This is a genomic window from Streptomyces glomeratus (genome assembly GCF_021462825.1).
In the GTDB taxonomy this organism is placed as follows: Bacteria; Actinomycetota; Actinomycetes; order Streptomycetales; family Streptomycetaceae; genus Streptomyces; species Streptomyces glomeratus.
In genome coordinates, this window is the sequence record NZ_JAKEEB010000010.1 from 186024 (window position 1) to 204522 (window position 18499).

The 18499-nt window shown below is 70.2% G+C and carries 15 protein-coding genes and 2 tRNA genes; 11 read left to right on the plus strand and 6 right to left on the minus strand.

Features of this window, described 5'->3' with window-relative positions; all coding sequences use genetic code 11:
* Nucleotides 1–51 precede the first annotated feature (51 nt).
* Both LZ604_RS15260 and LZ604_RS15265 read right to left on the minus strand, forming a co-directional pair.
* Nucleotides 52–1422, minus strand: a complete 1371-nt coding sequence (locus tag LZ604_RS15260) for an FAD-binding oxidoreductase (protein WP_234515635.1) — start codon at nucleotides 1420–1422, stop codon at nucleotides 52–54.
* Nucleotides 1423–1597: 175 nt separating this feature from the next.
* Nucleotides 1598–3061 carry an amino acid permease gene (locus tag LZ604_RS15265; RefSeq protein WP_234515636.1) on the minus strand — a complete coding sequence of 488 codons (1464 nt, stop codon included), beginning with the start codon at nucleotides 3059–3061 and terminating at the stop codon, nucleotides 1598–1600.
* Nucleotides 3062–3332: 271 nt separating this feature from the next.
* Between LZ604_RS15265 and LZ604_RS15270 the strand changes: the two genes are divergently transcribed.
* On the plus strand, nucleotides 3333–3818 hold the full coding sequence (locus LZ604_RS15270) for a ribose-5-phosphate isomerase (RefSeq protein ID WP_234515637.1): 486 nt from the start codon (nucleotides 3333–3335) through the stop codon (nucleotides 3816–3818).
* Nucleotides 3819–3938: 120 nt separating this feature from the next.
* Nucleotides 3939–4748: an Fpg/Nei family DNA glycosylase gene (locus tag LZ604_RS15275; RefSeq protein ID WP_234515638.1), complete on the plus strand. Its 810-nt coding sequence runs from the start codon at nucleotides 3939–3941 to the stop codon at nucleotides 4746–4748.
* Between the two features lie 14 nt (nucleotides 4749–4762).
* Here the strand turns inward: LZ604_RS15275 and LZ604_RS15280 are convergent, their stop codons facing one another.
* A complete protein-coding gene (locus tag LZ604_RS15280; protein WP_234515639.1) occupies nucleotides 4763–5992 on the minus strand; it encodes a GNAT family N-acetyltransferase in 1230 nt (409 codons plus the stop codon).
* A gap of 150 nt (nucleotides 5993–6142) precedes the next feature.
* Here LZ604_RS15280 and LZ604_RS15285 point away from each other — a divergent pair, with 150 nt between their 5' ends.
* On the plus strand, nucleotides 6143–7324 hold the full coding sequence (locus LZ604_RS15285; protein WP_234515640.1) for a PP2C family protein-serine/threonine phosphatase: 1182 nt from the start codon (nucleotides 6143–6145) through the stop codon (nucleotides 7322–7324).
* 50 nt (nucleotides 7325–7374) lie between these two features.
* Here LZ604_RS15285 and LZ604_RS15290 read toward each other — a convergent pair whose 3' ends face one another.
* Nucleotides 7375–8544 carry an acyltransferase family protein gene (locus tag LZ604_RS15290; protein WP_267971390.1) on the minus strand — a complete coding sequence of 390 codons (1170 nt, stop codon included), beginning with the start codon at nucleotides 8542–8544 and terminating at the stop codon, nucleotides 7375–7377.
* Between the two features lie 503 nt (nucleotides 8545–9047).
* Here LZ604_RS15290 and LZ604_RS15295 point away from each other — a divergent pair.
* The 3 genes from LZ604_RS15295 to LZ604_RS15305 all read left to right on the plus strand — a co-directional run bounded on the left by LZ604_RS15295 (nucleotide 9048) and on the right by LZ604_RS15305 (nucleotide 11832).
* Entirely contained in the window at nucleotides 9048–9242 is a 195-nt protein-coding gene (locus LZ604_RS15295; RefSeq protein ID WP_234515642.1) for a hypothetical protein, read from the plus strand.
* Nucleotides 9243–9258: 16 nt separating this feature from the next.
* The gene (locus tag LZ604_RS15300) at nucleotides 9259–11367 is read left to right on the plus strand and encodes a serine/threonine-protein kinase (RefSeq protein ID WP_234515643.1); all 2109 of its coding nucleotides are present in this window, start codon (nucleotides 9259–9261) and stop codon (nucleotides 11365–11367) included.
* Nucleotides 11368–11556: 189 nt separating this feature from the next.
* Nucleotides 11557–11832, plus strand: coding sequence for an SHOCT domain-containing protein (locus LZ604_RS15305; RefSeq protein WP_234515644.1), 276 nt, complete (start codon nucleotides 11557–11559; stop codon nucleotides 11830–11832).
* Nucleotides 11833–11979: 147 nt separating this feature from the next.
* On the opposite strand, the gene LZ604_RS15310 is transcribed toward LZ604_RS15305, so the two are convergent.
* A tRNA-Gly gene (locus tag LZ604_RS15310) sits at nucleotides 11980–12050 on the minus strand.
* A 176-nt stretch (nucleotides 12051–12226) separates the two neighbouring features.
* Here LZ604_RS15310 and LZ604_RS15315 point away from each other — a divergent pair.
* The 5 genes from LZ604_RS15315 (at nucleotide 12227) to clpX (ending at nucleotide 17229) form a co-directional block, all read left to right on the plus strand.
* Nucleotides 12227–12303, plus strand: a tRNA-Pro gene (locus LZ604_RS15315).
* A 202-nt stretch (nucleotides 12304–12505) separates the two neighbouring features.
* Entirely contained in the window at nucleotides 12506–13882 is a 1377-nt protein-coding gene (gene tig, locus LZ604_RS15320; protein WP_234515645.1) for a trigger factor, read from the plus strand.
* Nucleotides 13883–14321: 439 nt separating this feature from the next.
* Entirely contained in the window at nucleotides 14322–14933 is a 612-nt protein-coding gene (locus tag LZ604_RS15325) for an ATP-dependent Clp protease proteolytic subunit (RefSeq protein WP_234515677.1), read from the plus strand.
* 146 nt (nucleotides 14934–15079) lie between these two features.
* On the plus strand, nucleotides 15080–15760 hold the full coding sequence (locus LZ604_RS15330) for an ATP-dependent Clp protease proteolytic subunit (RefSeq protein ID WP_308283589.1): 681 nt from the start codon (nucleotides 15080–15082) through the stop codon (nucleotides 15758–15760).
* 182 nt (nucleotides 15761–15942) lie between these two features.
* Entirely contained in the window at nucleotides 15943–17229 is a 1287-nt protein-coding gene (gene clpX, locus LZ604_RS15335; RefSeq protein ID WP_234515646.1) for an ATP-dependent Clp protease ATP-binding subunit ClpX, read from the plus strand.
* Between the two features lie 201 nt (nucleotides 17230–17430).
* Here clpX and LZ604_RS15340 read toward each other — a convergent pair whose 3' ends face one another.
* Complete coding sequence (locus tag LZ604_RS15340) at nucleotides 17431–18411, minus strand: hypothetical protein (protein WP_234515647.1); 981 nt, start codon at nucleotides 18409–18411, stop codon at nucleotides 17431–17433.
* Nucleotides 18412–18499 lie beyond the last annotated feature (88 nt).

Below are 18499 nucleotides of genomic sequence, written 5' to 3' on the forward strand. Positions count from 1 at the left end.
CCAGGAAGTGACACCCGTAAGGGAGTGACACCCGTCAGGGAGTGACACCCGTCAGGGAGTGACACCCGTAAGGGCGTGACACCCGTCAGGGAGTGACGTCGAAAAGCCGCCGTAGTTCCTGCGGAAGAGGTTCGCCGGGTCGTATCGCATCTTCAGCCCGGCGAGCCTCTTGTGCGTTCCGGCGTCGTACAGACCCTCCGTGCGGTCCCCGGACCCGAACGCAAAGTTGAGGGCGCGCCCGATCGTCCACGGCGCCACCTCGGTGAACGCAGGATCCAGCAGTGTCCGCCCGGCCTCGCGACTGCCCATCGTGAGCAGCCGCACCAGATAGCGTCCCGCGCGGTGCGGCACGCAGTTGGGTGCCTGTCGCGCCAGCGCGCCGCCCAAGTGGTTGATCTGGAGCACGCACGGGGACGGCGCGTCGGGCCCGGTGCGCGCCATCAGGCGGGCGCCCGCCTCCACGTCGAGGTCGTCGAGCACCGCGCTGTCCCCGTAGTAGGCGTGCGGGAATTCGGGGTCCCTGTGGATGGTGTGGCTGTCGGCGTACGGCATGTCGCGCAGCGAGTCCTCGAGCGCCGGGCCGATCTCCCGCAGGGGTGCGACGAGCCGCTCGCCGTCGGCGCCGGTGTGGGCGAGGCGGACCGCGACGACGTAACGGCCGCGCAGCTGCGGGGGCAGCGCCGGAATGTCCGGGTGGGAGACCGCGGAGAGCGACGACGTCAGTTCGTCGGGCACGGTCTCGCTCCACTTCCGGTAGGCGCGCAGCACGGCCACCGGGTCGACGGCGTGCCCGTCGAAGGCGAGGACCCCGCCGTACAGGCGGGGCACCGGGACGAGGTCCATCTCCAGCTCGGTGACCACGCCGAAGGCATGGCCCGCGCCGAGCAGGGCCCCGTACAGATCGGGGTCGCCGGCCGGGGTGACGGTGCGTGGACGGCCGTCCGCGGTGACGACCTCCAGCGAGCGCACATGGTCGGCCGCGTAGCCGAAGCGGCGGGCGAGAATGCCGAGGCCGCCGCTCAGTGTGTAGGAGACGGCACCCACGCCGGGCCCCGAGCCGTTCAACGGGGCGAGCCCGTACGGAACGGCGGCGGCCACGACCTGCCCCCAGCGCACACCCGCCTGGATGCGGACGGTACGGGCCTCGGGGTCGACGGTGAGACCGTCCATGCGCTTCGTCGTGATCAGGACACCGCCGGCCGCGTCGCCCGGCAGCCCGTGCCCGGTGGCCTGGACGCCGATCGGGAGTCCCCGTTCGGCCGCGTAGGCGACCGCGGCGGCCACGTCCCGCGTCGAGGAGGCGGCGAAGACCACGTCGGGCCGTAGCGTGAAACCCGTCTGGAAGCCTGCGAGTTCCTTCTCGAAGCCGATGTCGCCGGGGCGGAGGAAGAGCTGATCTGTGGAGCTTTTCAGGAGTTCCATGGCCCTCAGCATGGCGGCATAACCGGACATAAGCCGTCAGGTGACGACCGGCCAGGGGGCCTGTGTCGCGGCCCGGCCCCGGGGTCACCGTGCTGTGTCCCGTATCGGTGCCACCGCACACGGAAGGGCCCCGCGGCCTGATGCCACGGGGCCCTTCTCGACGCTCACGCGCTGGTCAGGCACCGACCTCCGCCCGCGCCCGCTCCGCGTCCGCGGTCTGCTCGGCGGTCCGTCCGCCGCCCAGCTTCTCCTTGACCACGGCGATCACGAGCACGACCGCCGCGACGAGCAGCGACAGCAGTACCGTCTCGCGTCCGTCGTGCTCCGTGTCGGTGAGCATGTAGCCGAGGACGAACACGATCAGCGCGGCCGCCGCCCAGGTCAGGTACGGGTACAGCCACATCTTCACGATCAGCTTCTCCGGCGCCTCACGCTGGATGATCTTCCGCATCCGCAGCTGCGAGAAGCAGATCACCAGCCAGACGAACAGGGCGACCGCACCGCTGGAGTTGACCAGGAAGAGGAAGACCGAGTCCGGGAACTTGTAGTTGAAGAACACCGCCACGAAGCCGAAGAGGACGGAGGCGACGATCGCCGTCCTCGGCACACCACGGCCGGTGGTCCGGGCGAACGCCTTCGGCGCGTCGCCGCGCCGGCCGAGCGAGAAGGCCATGCGGGAGGCCGTGTAGAGGCCGGAGTTCAGGCAGGACAGCACCGACGTCAGCACGATGAAGTTCATGATCTGGCCGGCGTGCGCGATCCCCAGGGAGTCCAGGGCGGCGACGTACGAGCCCTGCTTCTTGATCGACGGGTCGTTCCACGGCAGCAGGGAGACGACCACGAGGATCGAGCCCAGGTAGAAGACGCCGATGCGCCAGATGATGCTGTTGGTCGACTTGGTCACCGCGCGCTGCGGGTCCTCGGACTCGCCGGCCGCCAGCGTGGCGATCTCGCTGCCCATGAAGGAGAAGACGACGAGCAGTACGCCGGTGAGGATCGCCCCCGGCCCGTGCGGCAGGAAGCCGCCGTGGGAGGTCAGGTTGCCCAGCCCCGCCTTGTCGCTGTGCACGCCGGGCAGCACACCGAAGACGGCGAGGGCGCCGACGACGATGAAGGCGCCGATCGCCACGACCTTGATTCCGGCGAACCAGAACTCGAACTCACCGTAGGACCCGACGGAGACCAGGTTGGTCGCGGTCAGCACGATCATGACGATGAGGGCCCAGCCCCACTGGGGCACGGCCGGGATCCAGCTCTGGAGGATCTTGGCGCCCGCGGTGGCCTCCACGGCCAGCACGACCACCCAGAAGAACCAGTAGAGCCAGCCGATCGAGAAACCGGCCCAGCGGCCGAGGGCGCGGTCCGCGTGGGCGGAGAAGGAGCCGGAGGTGGGGTTCGCGGCGGACATCTCGCCCAGCATGCGCATCACCAGCACCACGAGCGTGCCGACGAGGGCGTAGGAGAGCAGGATGCCGGGGCCGGCGGTGGCGATGCCGCTGCTGGATCCGACGAACAGACCGGCGCCGATGACGCCGCCGATGGCGATCATCGACAGATGACGGTTCTTGAGTCCGGCCTGGAGGCCGCCGCCGGGTTCTCCGGCGGGTGCGGCCTTTGTGGGGGTCGGCTGCGAGGTCATAAGGAGATTTCCTTTGAGCCGGGTGTACGGGGACGTGGGGGTCACATGCCCGTACGGACGCTGGCCCCGTACGGGCGGAGCACGCGGAGTACGGGGGCTCATACGAGCGGTGTACGAGCCGGACCAGTGAATCCGAGGCGAAGAGATTCGGGAACCTTTGAATCCGGATTGTTACTTGAGGTTTCCTTGAGGTTCAATGGTGTAGGTCACACCTTTTTCGGGGTCGGAGCCCCACGAAGCCGACCGGGGACGGGCGTGACACACTCGGACCATGCGCGTGTATCTCGGCTCCGACCATGCCGGCTTCGAACTGAAGAACCACCTCGTCGAGTGGCTCAAGTCAGCCGGTCACGAGCCCGTCGACTGCGGGCCCCACATCTACGACGCCCAGGACGACTACCCGCCCTTCTGCCTCCGCGCGGCGGAGCGCACCGCGGCGGACCCCGAGGCCCTGGGCATCGTGATCGGCGGCTCGGGCAACGGCGAGCAGATCGCCGCGAACAAGGTGAAGGGCGTACGGGCGGCCCTCGCCTGGAGCGAGGAGACGGCGTCACTCGGCCGTCAGCACAACAACGCCAACGTCGTCGCGGTGGGCGCGCGGATGCACACGCAGGACGAGGCGACGAAGTTCGTCGAGACGTTCCTGAACACGCCCTTCTCGGGTGACGAGCGGCATGTCCGGCGTATCGACATGCTGTCGGCCTACGAGACCACGGGCGACCTGCCGCCGATCCCCGCCCACCACCCGCAGGACTGATCGCGCGCCCGCCGGGCGTCAGAAGGGCGGGGAGGCGCAGAGACCGGGGGTCGGCGGCCCCGTGCGCCGCCGTACCCGAGGTACGGCGGCGCAGGGACGATCTGAAAGGTGGGGGCGAGGGTGCCGGAGGGGCACACGATTCACCGGCTGGCCGAGGACTACGCCGCACGGTTCGCCGGCGGCCCCGTCGCCGTCTCCAGCCCCCAGGGCAAGTTCGCCGATGCCGCCGCCCTGCTCGACGGCGCCGAGCTGCACACCGCCGATGCCCACGGCAAACACCTCTTCCTCGGCTTCCGCGGCGGCGACTGGGTGCACGTCCATCTCGGCCTGTTCGGCAAGGTCACCTTCGGCGGCACCCCCGCGCCCCCGCCGACCGACACGGTCCGCCTGCGCCTCGCCAACCCCGTCTCCTACGTCGACCTGCGCGGCCCCACCACATGCGCGCTGATCACGGACGAGGAGAAGGACGCGCTGCACGCCCGCCTCGGCCCCGACCCGCTCCGCGAGGACGCCGACCCCGCGGCGGCCTACCGTCGCGTATCCCGCAGCCGTACGACCATCGCCGCCCTGCTCATGGACCAGAAGGTCATCGCCGGCGTGGGCAACGTCTACCGTGCCGAGGTCCTCTTCCGGCACGGTGTCGACCCGTACCGCCCCGGCAAGGACATCTCCCCGGACGAGTGGGACGCGATCTGGGCCGATCTCGTCGGCCTGATGCGCGAGGGCGTCCGCAACAACCGCATCGACACCGTCCGCCCCGAACACACGCCCGAGGCCATGGGACGCCCGCCGCGCGTGGACGACCACGGGGGCGAGGTGTACGTGTACCGCAGGGCGAACCTGCTCTGCCACGTCTGTGGCGGCGAGATCCGCACCGCCGATCTCGCCGCCCGCAACCTCTTCTGGTGCCCGGGCTGCCAGAAGCGGTAGCCGTCTCCGGGCGGTCAGAACCCGTGCGGCAGCCAGGGCGCCACCGCCGAGCCGAACGCGAGCGACGCCTCCGCCAGCGCCCCCTGCCGCAGCTCCCGCACCCGCCCGGCCGCCGCCAGCGCCTTGAGCGACACCCCGCCCAGGTACGCCGATCCCAACTCCCGCACCGACAGGGCGAGATCGGCCGCGTCGCCCGTACGCGCACAGGACGCCCCCTTCGCGTCCCCCGTCAGCCGCCAGCGCCCCTCGTTCCACGGGCAGAAGGCGTCCTCCACCTCGACCACCACGTCCACCGGCGCCTGGTACGTCCGGGCCTGGAGCGCCGCCTCGACGTCGACGAGACGCACATGGAGCGCGTCCCGCAGCCGTGGCCGGCACCGCCGCATGTCGGACACCAGATGCTGCCAGCCCTCGTCCAGCGGCCGACCGCGCACGGTCAGCGTCGTCGTCAGGTCGATACCGAACAGAAAACGCCACAGCGCCGCATCCGTCGCCGGGTCCAGCGCGGCCAGGTCCGTCAGGGAGACCGTGCCGTTGTGCCCGGCGACCCCCCAGTCGAGCTTGGTGCGGAAGCGGGCGTACCCCGTGATCTCCCCGTCCCGCTCGGCGACCACGCACTGAAGCGTCGACGCCCCGTCCCGCCCGCCCGGCGGATCCAGCAGGGCCAGCCGCTCCCAGCCGGGCTCCCGTGCCGGCATGCCGGGGCGGGAGGGCACCAATTGTGCGTAGACCGCCTCGCACGCGTCGAGGACGTCGGCGGGGGCCGCGTACCGCAGCCGTACGTCATCGGTGCCGGCCGGAACGGACAGGTGCACCCGGCTCGTGTCGATCTCCGCGCCGAGCTGGAAGGTCCCGACGCCGTACCCGAACCTGCCGTAGATCGCCGGCTCGGACGCGGTCAGCACCGCGAGCGGCTCGCCCCAGCCACGGACGTCGTCCAGCTGCCGGCGCATCATCGACGTCAGCACCCCCCGCCGGCGATGAGTCGCCGCGACGCTCACCATCGTGATGCCGGCCGTCGGGACCGGGGCGCCGCCGGGGACCGTGAGGCGGAAACGGAACGCGCCCGCCGTGCCCACACACTCTCCGTCGTCCCATACACCCAGACAACGGTCGAACGGTATGAGTTCCTTCCAGAGTGCCCGCTCTTCCGGTGATTCCTCCGCTCCGCCGAACGCCCGGAGGAGGTTGCCGTACCAGTTGTCCCACTCGTCGTGCCGCAGCACCCGAACGTCCGTCGTCATGGGCCATGCCTACCAGGGCAATGCGGGACGAGCGAGCGGATTTCTCCCCGGCCGCGGGGGCCCGGCTCCTGTGAAGTTCAGCGCTCGGAGGGGGGACAAGTGGGACCTCCCGTGCCAAGCACCTGGTCCGATGGATAGGGTCCCGAGTCAATGGCAGCAGGACGAGAGCGGCGCGCGGAAGCCGAGACGTTCACGGCCCGGTTGAAGATGCAGTGGCACCGGGCCCGCACCGGCGTGCGCAGATCCGCCGTGGACTACTTCCGCGGGGACGGCTCGGACTGGGTGGCGCTGGCCGGTCTGCTGCTGATGGTTCCCGTGATCGCGGCCACCACCCTGGTCGATCCCGTGTGGTGCTCGCCCGCGGTCCTCGTCCTGCCGATCGTCGCCGGCGGTCTGCTGCTGCGCCCCTCCAGCCTGCTCGGCCTGTACGCCGTGGCGGCCACCGCGCTGATCGTCGAGTCGGTCAAGCTCGGCCCGTACACGGAGGGCCCGTCCCGGGTCACCCCCGGCATCGTCCTGGTGGTCGCGGCCTGCGGATTCTTCGGACTGCTGATCGCGCAGTTCCGCAGCCGGGTCGGTGTGCCCTGGCGGCGCGGCGGAACCATGCTCTTCGACCTGCGCGAACGCATCCGGGTCCAGAGCAAGCTGCCGAAGCTGCCGGTGGGCTGGCATCGTGAGATGGCGCTGAGGCCGGCGGGCGGGCAGTCGTTCTCGGGCGACTTCGTGGTGGCCGCCCGCACGAACGGGGGCCGGACCCTGGAGGTGGTCCTGACCGACGTCTCCGGCAAGGGCATGGACGCCGGTTCGCGCGCCCTGCTGCTGTCCGGAGCGTTCGGCGGCCTGCTGGGCTCGCTGCCGCCGCATGCCTTCCTCCCCGCCGCCAACGGCTATCTCCTGCGCCAGGACTGGGACGAGGGCTTCGCGACCTCCATCCATCTCGTTCTGGACCTGGAGTCGGGCGACTACGAGCTTTACTCGGCGGGCCACCCGCCGGGCCTCCAGCTCAGCGCGGGCACCGGCCGCTGGGAGGAGAAGGCCGCGGACGGTCCGCTCCTCGGGGTGTACGACGGCGCCCAGTTCGACTCCGTGAAGGGCACGCTGCGTCCCGGCGACGTGCTGATGCTGTTCACGGACGGCCTGGTGGAGACGGCCGACCGCGACATCGTCGAGGGCATGGACCGTCTCACGGGCGAGGCCGACCGCTATGTGGCGGGCGGCTTCCGGGGCGCCGCCTGGCACCTGATCGAGGCGGTGGCCAAGGACGTCAACGACGACAGGGCGCTGCTGCTGATCTGCCGCGAGGGCCCGACGGCCCAGTCCGCGGCCCGCTGACCCCTGAGCCTCCCGTCCGCGTCCAGCGGGAGGCGGAGCGGCGGTTGTGCTCAGGCCCTCGCCGGCTCCCTCGTCTGCGCCGCCACGTCCTTCCCGAACGCCCAGTCCATCTCCGGCTCCATCACACACCGGAACAGCCGCCGCACCGGTGATGTGCACAGCAGCGTCACCAGCGCGCCCGCGAGGAGCGTCACGGCCACCTCGCCCGAGGGCCGGTGCAGCCAGGCCGCGTCGTACCAGCCCCGGTAGTCCGCGCCCTTCACGAAGAACCCGTGCAGCAGATAGCCGCAGAGGGTGCCCGCGCCCAGCGCCGTGAACCACGTCCTGCGTCCGGGCACCCAGGCGAAGAAGCAGACGGTGAGAAGCAGCGAGCAGCCCAGCAGTGCCAGCGTCATCACCGGACCGCACCACCACGGTGCGCCCAACTCCTGTGCACTGTCGCGATGGTAGAGCCAGGACGGATTCATCCGCGGCACCGCCCACCAGGCCACGGCGAGCGCACCGGCGAACACCGGCACCGACAGGATCCGCACGGAGCGGCGCCGCACCAGCCGGAAGTGCTCCTGCCTGAGCGACAGGCCGATGACGAAGAACGGCAGGAACTGAAGCACGCGCTGGAGGTCGAGGTCGTCACCGATGTCGGGCGAGAGGGAGGCCAGCATGGCGATCACGACGGCCGGCGGCACCGGGTGCCGGACCAGCTTCCACAGCGGGGTGGTCATGCGCCAGATGAAGAGCGCGGCCAGGAACCAGGTCAGGTACCAGGGGTCGAGCAGGCTGATCGGCAGACTGGGGTCCCCGTCGACGGTGCGTTTGAAGAGGACGTACGCCGTCTCGAACACGACGTACGGCACCAGGACACCCGTCACCAGCCGCTTGAGCCGGTCGGGGCGCATGTCGAAACTGCGCGAGAAGTAGCCGGAGATGACGATGAACGCCGGCATGTGGAAGGCGTAGACGAACAGGTACGCCGCCTGCAGGACGCGGCTGTCGCCCTTCAGCGGCTCCCAGGAGTGGCCCATGGCCACCAGCACGATCGCCAGGTACTTGGCGTTGTCGAAGAAGGCGTCACGCTGCTTGGCACGCGGTTTCGCCGGCTCGGCGGCGCGTGGGCTCGGGACTCCGCCCACAGGCGATGTCACCGGGGGAAGTGACGCGCGTGACAGCGGTGCCGACGATGGGCCTGTTGCTCTTGAGGAGGAAGAGGCGGATTGGAACATCCGAGGCACCCTAGCCTTTTCGAAGGGCTCTCGTAAAACTTTCGAATCGCATACCGCTTATCCCCCCGGATACCCGGGGTCCGGCGATGTCTGCCTTGCTGCCGCGCGTTTCAGCGCACACCGATTTTCCTACCACATAGGGGTGTTGTGTCCTAGTTCTTCCCGACTAAAGCGGGCATACCTCCCGCGGGTGACTCCGGCGGAATGTCCGGCGATGGAGGTAGTGGGGAGGGTATTCGAATAACCCGTGAACGCGATGCATGGACATGGAAACGACCGATGATGCAATTCCCGCCGCGGGCTCCTCGAATTACTGTGCGGAAACGCGGAGTTCACGATCACCCGGCGGTGCGCTCGCGCGGCGTCCGCGGCTGGGGTGACCGACGATGCCTCACGGGCCGCATAGCGGGGGCCCGTTGGTGGCACGATGGTTCTGGCGGGGGTGCGCAAGGGGTTGGTGCCCCCGGGCCGGGAGAGCGGACCGACCGAGGGTGTGATCAGTTGTGGCCATTTCGCTGTCAGTGGTGCTGCTGTTGGCGATCATCCTGGTGGTGTTGATCCGAGGGGGCTCGATCAAGACCGGCCCGGCGATCGTGGCGATCCTCTTCGGCTTCTTCCTCGCCTCGACGGGTATGGCTCCGTCCATCAGCCGTTTCCTCAACTCCATAGCGGAGACCATCAACTCGATCAGCTTCTGACCGGGGCGTTCGGGGGATGTCGCTGCGCGACGCGGACCCGGCGGAGGTGGGCGGTTACCGCATCGAGGGCCGCCTGGGCTCCGGCGGGATGGGGGTGGTCTACCTCGCGCGGTCGGCTTCCGGCCGCCGTCTGGCACTCAAGGTCGTCCACGGCCAGTACGCCGACGACGACGAGTTCCGCACGCGCTTCCGCCGTGAGGTGGCCGCGGCCCGCCGGGTGAGCGGCGCCTTCACCGCGCCCCTGGTGGACGCGGACGCCGACGCCCCGCACCCCTGGATGGCCACGCTCTACATACCGGGCGAGAACCTCGGCGCATACGTGAGGCGCAACGGTCCGCTGCCCCCGGAGAAGGTCCGCGCGCTCGCCGCCGGCCTCGCCGAGGCGCTCCGGGACATCCACCGCGTGGGAGTCGTCCACCGCGACCTCAAGCCGGCCAACGTGATGCTCGCGGACGACGGCCCCCGCGTCATCGACTTCGGCATCTCCCGCGCCGCCGACTTCGCCGCCGCGGACGTACTCACCCAGACCGGGCGGGTGATGGGCACGCCGCCCTTCATGTCCCCCGAGCAGTTCTCGTCCCCGCACGAGGTGGGTCCGGCCACGGACGTCTTCTCGCTGGGGGCGGTCGTCGTGTACGCGGCGTCCGGGCACGGTCCGTTCGACGGCGTCAGTCCGTACGAGGCGGCCCTGAAGGTCGTCGAGGGGAATCCCGACCTGCGGGGTGTCCCGGCGGAGCTGCTTCCCCTCGTGGCACTGTGCCTGGACAAGGACCCCGGGTCCCGGCCGACGGCGGACGAGCTGCTCGCGTTCCTGCGGGACGGCACCCGGCCCGTCCCGCGCGCCGCCGAGGAGGAGCCGGCGGTTCCCGAGCGGGCCGCGCGCCGGCGCCCAGGGCGCCGCCGGGCGCTGATCGCCGCCGTCTCGGTGGTGCTGGCGCTGGCGGTGGCGGCGTCGGTGGCCGCGGCCCTGCGGGGGACCGGACGGCCGGGCGTGCCCGCGGCACTGCCCGCGGGCTGGCATGCCTGGCACGCCCGGGCCCAGGGGGCGGAGGGGGCGGGCAGTGTGTTCAGCCGCTGCGCCGTGGCCGGCACGTTCCTGGTGTGCGCCGGGGACAACCTGAAAGCGGTGCCGTTCTCCCTGGCCACCGGCAAACAGGCCTGGTCCCGCCCCGTCGACTCCGTGACGGACGGCTCGGTGGGCAACGAGGGCTCGGTCATCGGCGTCCACCGGCGTGCCGTCTACGTCTACGGCAACGAAGCGGACCGCAAGGGGGACCACTACTCGGTACAGCTGATGGACACGGCCACGGCCCGGGTGCTGTGGCGGACCCCCACCGGTGACGGCGATGCGATCGCCCCCGATCCGGACCACGGCGGGGCGGCGGCCGTCCCCGAGGGCGTCCTCGCCGTCCTGGGATCCGGCGGCACCTACTCGTACGGACTGCTGGACGCCGACCGCGGGGCGGTCCGCTGGCGGCACCCGATGCCCAGGGGACACGGCGCCTGCGGCGTGGGCGCGGCCGGCGGCCGTTCCTATCTGCTGTGCTGGAGCGAGGCCGGACGCACCCGGATCTCCCTCCTCGACCCGGCGACGGGAGCGGCGCGCTGGACGGCCACGGCCGAGGGCACCCTCTTCCTCCTGGGCCAGGACCGTGGCCGGCTGATCCTCGCCGAGGAGGACATGGGCACGACATACCGCACCATCACGACCCTGGACCCGGACACCCACCGAGTGGTCCGCGTCCCGCTCGCCCGGCCCCAGCCGGCACAGGCCGCCGTGCGCCTCAGCGCAGGCGCCCTCTACTTCACCCTGGGCAACGGCAGCGTGCGCTCCGTCGACCCGCGCACCGGCCGTCAGGACTGGGAGAACAACTCCACCCTGGAGAACCCGGGCCCGCCGCTGGCCTCCGGCACGCGCGTCTACGTAGCCTCCCCGAACGGCCGGCTCGCCGCCCTGGACCGGCACACCGGAAAGGTCCTGGCCACCCGCCCGGGCCGCAGCGACGGCGGCAACGTCGACGCGACCGCCGGCAGCGCACCCCTGGTCCTGTCGGGCGACGCCCTGTACGTCCCCTACGGCTTCCGCTCGGTGTACTCGGTGGACGTACGGCATCTGCAGCCCTGAGCCGTAAGGCACACATGGGGCACCGCGGCCGGTGCGGCACGACCCCACGCTGAGGGCGATTCTTCACTCGCATGAGCCGTGGGGCCGTTCGGCCCTGAAACGGGAGCCGGATGCCCTGTTTCCACGGAAAACGACACTCTTCACGCTGGAGTCGGAAGTGCACGCCGGCCGGCCGAGGGAGTGATCGACATGTGGTACGACGGCGGCTGGGGCTGGGGCGGCTGGTTCGTGATGACCCTGTTCATGCTGCTGTTCTGGGCATTGGTGCTCGGCGGCATCGTTGCCCTCGTCCGTTACCTGACCGGCGCCCACCGTGGTCAGGGGCCTGGTACCCCTCCTCCGTCCGGCGGGCGCGGGTGGGGCGGCGGGCGGGCGGAGGACCTGCTCGCCGAGCGCTTCGCCCGCGGGGAGATCGACGAGGACGAGTACAAACGCCGGCTCACGCTGCTGAGGGAACAGCGATGAACGCGAACCGCCGGCGCCGGATGCGGGTCCTCCTGGCCGGTGCCCCGAGGAGCGCGCGGGGAACGCGGCAGAACGATCCGGACCCCCGGAAACGAGTCGGGGCCAGGTCGGAGGATCAATCCTCCGACCTGGCCCCGAGCCCTACAGAGCGGGCGACGGGAATCGAACCCGCGTAGCTAGTTTGGAAGACTAGGGCTCTACCATTGAGCTACGCCCGCAACAGGACGCGCCGCTGGTCAGTGACCGCGGCACAGGAGGCATCGTAGCGGGTCACCCGCCCCGTAGGCCAACGCGTTGATCCGCGCGCACGCCCGACGAAAAACCCGATGAGGAACCCGACAACAAAGCGGCCGCCGCGACCTGTCCGGGCATGTACCCTACGTGTCGCACCAGACGGGGTGTGGCGCAGCTTGGTAGCGCGTCCGCTTTGGGAGCGGAAGGCCGTGGGTTCAAATCCCGCCACCCCGACCAACCGGCAGGCGCCGCGCGGCGCGGCATCGCATGATCGCCTTTTGGGGCGTCCCGTGGCTGCGGTTACTATGCAAGCTGCGCGCCCGTGTGTCTGCACTGCCACGTCTCTCAGGCAGGGGCCCGCGAATCCGCCGAAGGCACGCCCGCCAGGGCGGAGCAGCTCGGCAGAACCCCAAGAAGTCAGCCACAAGGAGACCGAACCGTGAAGAGCGCCGTGGAGACCCTGAACCCGACCCGGGTTCGGCTCACTGTTGAGGTGCCCTTCGAGGAGCTCAAGGACAGCCTCGACGCGGCGTACAAGAAGATCAACCAGCAGGTCACGGTGAAGGGCTTCCGCAAGGGCAAGATCCCGGCCCGCGTCATCGACCAGCGGTTCGGCCGCGGTGCGGTCCTGGAGGAGGCCGTCAACGACGCGCTCCCCAAGTTCTACACCGAGGCGGTCAACGAGGCCGAGCTGAACCCGCTGGGCCAGCCCGAGGTCGACATCAAGGAGCTGAAGGACAACGAGCTGCTGTCCTTCACCGCCGAGGTCGACATCCGCCCGGTCATCGAGATCCCGGACTACTCCGGCATCGAGGTCGAGGTCGACGCGGTCGAGGTGACCGACGAGGACGTCGAGAAGTCGGTCGAGCAGCTGCGTGAGCGCTTCGCGTCCACCAGCCCGGTCGAGCGCGCCGCCGAGGACGGCGACGTCGTCACCATCGACCTGGAGGCCAAGGTCGAGGGCGAGGTCCTCGAGGACGGCGTCGCCAGCGACGTCTCCTACACCATCGGCTCCGGTGAGCTGCTGGATGGCATCGACGACGCCGTGAAGGGCCTCTCGGCCGGCGAGGAGGGCACCTTCACCTCCGAGCTGAAGGGCGGCTCGGCGGCCGGCAAGGAGGCCGAGGTGACGGTCAAGGTCACCCAGGTCGCCTCCCGTGAACTGCCGGAGCTGGACGACGAGTTCGCGCAGCTCGCCTCCGAGTTCGACACGCTGGAGGAGCTGAAGGCGGACAGCCGCAAGCGCCTCCAGAACATGAAGCAGTACGACCAGGCCACCCAGGCCCAGGAGCGTGTCCTGGACAAGCTGCTCGAGCTGGTCGAGGTCCCGATCCCCGAGAAGCTCCTCGAGGACGAGATCAACACCCGTAAGCACAACCTCGAGCACCACCAGCTCGGCCAGATGGGTCTGACCCTCGACCGCTACCTGGAGATCCAGGGCAAGAGCGCCGAGGAGTTCGAGACCGAGACGCGCGAGGCCGCGATCAAGGGCATCAAGACCCAGTTCGTGCTCGACGAGCTGGTCAACAAGGAGAAGCTGAACGTCAACCAGGAGGAGCTCACCGAGCACCTCATGCGGCGCGCGGCCTCCTCCGGCATGTCCCCCGACCAGTTCGCCCAGGCGGTCGTCGAGGGCGGCCAGGTCCCGATGCTGGTCGGCGAGGTCGCCCGCGGCAAGGCCCTGGCGGTCGTCGTCGAGGCCGCCACGGTGAAGGACACCAACGGCGAGATCGTCGACCTGGACGACGAGGACGAGGACGAGGCGGAGGGCTCCGCCGAGGCCACCGAGGCCACCGAGGAGAAGCCGGAGGCGTAACCCCTCCGGAACCACCGGCCACCGACGGGCCCCGGGGCGCACAGCGCGCCCCGGGGCCCGTCGCCGTCCGCACACCACCGGCCGGACGGCCCCCCGCCGCGCAGGGGGCGCGGGAAACCGCGCGAGCGTCCACGAACGACCCCCACCGACGCGACCACCGGACCACCCGCGGCGACAATGGAACCGGGCCCGGGGCGGAGCCCCGTGACGGCGCCCCCGACGCCGGGTCCCGCACCGTTAAGGCCCATGCGCTGACAGCGAACACCCGCGGAAGCGGGATGGCACCCGACTGCCTGCGCGTTAGGGTCCATGAATACGAGGGCAGGGGAGTCCCCGAAGCCGCCCCGCAGGGGACGCGCAGGGGTCCCAAGCCCCGGCAGGACACGTGAGACGGCCCCGCGCCGTCGTAAGACGAGCAGGTGGATACGTGACGAATCTGATGCCCTCCGCCGCCGGCGAGCCTTCCATCGGTGGCGGCCTCGGCGACCAGGTCTACAACCGGCTGCTCAACGAGCGGATCATCTTCCTCGGCCAGCCGGTGGACGACGACATCGCCAACAAGATCACCGCACAGCTGCTGCTCCTTGCCTCCGACCCGGACAAGGACATCTACCTGTACATCAACAGCCCTGGTGGTTCCATCACGGCCGGCATGGCGATCTACGACACCATGCAGTACATCGAGAACGACGTGGTGACGATCGCCATGGGCATGGCGGCCTCCATGGGGCAGTTCCTGCTCAGTGCGGGCACCCCCGGCAAGCGCTTCGCCCTGCCCAACGCCGAGATCCTGATCCACCAGCCCTCCGCCGGACTCGCCGGCTCCGCGTCGGACATCAAGATCCACGCCGAGCGGCTCCTGCACACCAAGAAGCGCATGGCAGAGCTCACCGCCTTCCACACCGGCCAGTCGGTCGAGCAGATCACCCGCGACTCGGACCGCGACCGCTGGTTCGACGCCGAGGAGGCCAAGGAGTACGGCCTGATCGACGAGGTCATCACCACCGCTGCCGGCATGCCGGGCGGCGGAGGCACCGGGGCGGGCTCGTAAGGGCTCACCGGGCCCAGAACGGCCGGCAGGACCCTCCGGGCGCCCGCCCGGGCCCCTGCCGCCGTGACGGTCCCACCGGGCCCCGTAGCGGCCCCCAGCGCCCCTCCAGCCCCCAGCCACCGCCTCAGCCCCTCTCAGGAGACATCGTGAACGACTTCCCCGGCAGCGGCCTCCACGACCGCGTGCGCGCCGAGTACACCGCCCCCGTGGCCGAGTCCCGCTACGTCATCCCGCGCTTCGTCGAGCGCACCTCGCAGGGCATCCGCGAGTACGACCCGTACGCGAAGCTCTTCGAGGAGCGCGTGATCTTCCTGGGCGTCCAGATCGACGACGCCTCCGCCAACGACGTCATGGCGCAGCTGCTGTGCCTGGAGTCGATGGACCCCGACCGGGACATCTCGGTCTACATCAACAGCCCCGGCGGTTCCTTCACCGCGCTCACGGCCATCTACGACACGATGCAGTTCGTGAAGCCGGACATCCAGACGGTCTGCATGGGCCAGGCCGCCTCCGCCGCCGCGGTGCTGCTCGCCGCGGGCACCCCGGGCAAGCGCATGGCGCTCCCGAACGCCCGGGTGCTGATCCACCAGCCCTACAGCGAGACGGGCCGTGGCCAGGTCTCCGACCTGGAGATCGCCGCCAACGAAATCCTCCGGATGCGCTCGCAGCTCGAGGAGATGCTGGCGAAGCACTCGAACACGCCGATCGAGAAGATCCGCGAGGACATCGAGCGCGACAAGATCCTCACGGCCGAGGACGCGCTGTCGTACGGCCTGATCGACCAGATCATCTCCACCCGGAAGATGAACAACACCGCGGTCCGCTGAAGGCGTACCGCCGCCGGGCCCGTACCGTCGGCCGCCCTCGGCACGGTTTGAAACGGTGCACGTCAAAGTGAACCGTGCCAAGGGGGGCCCGAACGGGGGGCCCGGCAAGGTACCGTCGGACATAAGGCAGCACCAGGAGCCGCTGGACCTAAGGCGTCTCCCAGGCGAAGGGGAAGCACACCGTGGCACGCATCGGTGACGGCGGCGATCTGCTCAAGTGCTCGTTCTGCGGCAAGAGCCAGAAGCAGGTCAAGAAGCTCATCGCAGGCCCCGGTGTGTACATCTGCGACGAGTGCATCGATCTCTGTAACGAGATCATCGAGGAAGAGCTCGCGGAGACGAGCGAGGTGCGCTGGGAGGAACTCCCCAAGCCCCGCGAGATCTACGAGTTCCTCGAGGGGTACGTGGTCGGCCAGGAGGCGGCCAAGAAGGCCCTGTCCGTCGCGGTGTACAACCACTACAAACGGGTCCAGGCCGGTGAGAACGGCGGTGCCCAAGGCCGGGACGACGCCATCGAGTTGGCCAAGTCGAACATCCTGCTGCTGGGCCCCACCGGCTCCGGCAAGACGCTTCTGGCCCAGACCCTGGCCCGCATGCTGAACGTGCCCTTCGCCATCGCCGACGCCACGGCGCTCACGGAGGCGGGCTATGTGGGCGAGGACGTCGAGAACATCCTCCTGAAGCTGATCCAGGCCGCCGACTACGACGTCAAGAAGGCCGAGACGGGCATCATCTACATCGACGAGATCGACAAGGTGGCCCGCAAGAGCGAGAACCCCTCCATCACGCGCGACGTCTCCGGTGAGGGCGTCCAGCAGGCCCTGCTGAAGATTCTGGAGGGCACGACGGCCTCGGTGCCCCCGCAGGGCGGACGCAAGCACCCGCACCAGGAGTTCATCCAGATCGACACGACGAACGTGCTGTTCATCGTGGGTGGCGCGTTCGCGGGCCTGGAGAAGATCATCGAGGCCCGGGCCGGCGCGAAGGGCATCGGCTTCGGCGCGACGATCCGCTCCAAGCGCGAGCTGGAGTCCAAGGACCAGTTCGAGGACGTCATGCCCGAGGACCTGGTGAAGTTCGGGATGATCCCGGAGTTCATCGGCCGCCTCCCGGTCATCACCTCGGTCCACAACCTCGACCGCAAGGCGCTCCTTCAGATCCTCGTCGAGCCGCGCAACGCGCTGGTCAAGCAGTACCAGCGGCTGTTCGAACTCGACGGTGTGGAGCTGGACTTCGAACGCGAGGCCCTGGAGGCCATCGCGGACCAGGCCATCCTCCGCCAGACGGGCGCCCGGGGCCTGCGCGCCATCATGGAGGAGGTCCTCCAGGCGGTGATGTACGAGGTGCCGTCCCGCAAGGACGTGGCCCGCGTGGTCATCACGGCCGACGTGGTCCTGCGCAACGTGAACCCCACCCTGATCCCGAGGGACGCCCGCGGCCGGGGGCCGGGGGAGCAGAAGACGGCGTAGGCGGTACAGATACGTCACAGGGGGCGCCCGGCGATTTCGCCGGGCGCCTTTTTCCTTGCGGGGCTACGGAGCCGGCCTCCACGTCCGATGACGTGCGAGCGTGAGCATCTCCCTGTAGGGGCGAATGCTGCTGCTGACGCAGTGACGGGGCGCGCCACGCAGGCGGTGGGGCGCCCCGTCGGTGAGACGGATTCCCTCGCGTCAGGCCTTGACGCGGACGTCGTTGCGGAGCTTGGCCGCGAGTGCCGCCGTGTCGTCGACCGACGGGCTCGAGCCCGCGGCGATGGAGGCGAAGCTGAAGGTGGTGACGTCGGCGACCGTGCTGTGGTCGCCCCAGATGCAGATGGGCATGGTGAAGCTCTTGGCGGCGCCGGAGGCCGCTCCCGAGGACTGGTCGGTCTGGAACTGGGCCACCTGGCACTTCATGATGCCGCCCGAGAAGCCGGCCGGGCTGACCTTCTCCGGGCTGCCGAGCAGCTTGCCCTCGCTCTTCTTGTCCTTGGCGGCCTCGGACTTGATTTTCGCGAACATGGAGTCCACAACGGCTTCGGGGTCGTCGATGGTGCCGTAGACGCCGCCGAAGGTGAGGTTCTTCGCCGACACGCCCGTGCCGTTCTGGTATGCCGCGCTGACGTCCTTGGCGTTCTTCACTCCCCACTTCTCGAAGTCCGCCAGGTCCTCGTGGCTCATGGCGTCCGGGGAGCCGCCGCTGTCCGCCTTCTTGTACGTGCCGCCGATGACCGCCGCCGGCGCCGTCAGCTTGTGCGGGCCGTCGTCGGCGACCGAGCCGCCCCCGCTTCCGCCGAGCACCAGGGCCGCGCCCACCGCGATGGCCGCCACGACCGCCACCGCACCGACGATGACAAGCGCCGTCTTCTTCTTGCCGCCGCCCGGCGCCGGGGGCTGCGGTACGCCGTAGGGCTGCTGGCCGTACGGAGGCTGGCCGTAGGGCTGGGCCGGAGGCTGGCCGTACTGCGGCGCGGGCGGCTGGCCGTACGGCTGTGTGGGCGGCTGCTGCTGGGCGTACGGGTTGTGCTGGGGCGGGACACCCCCGGGGGCCTGCGGGGGGTAGCCGTAGCCGGGCTGGGGTGCCTGCGGCGGCTGGCCGTAGGGGCCCGGCTGACCGTACGGCCCGGGCTGCTGGGGCTGCCCGCCGTACGGGCCCGGCTGGTTGTGGCTCATCTTGTGGGATCCCCTCCGGATGCTGTTGCGTGTCCGCCATCCTGGCGCAGGCGGAGGGGCCCGGGGGCGCACGGGGGTTCACCGTTAC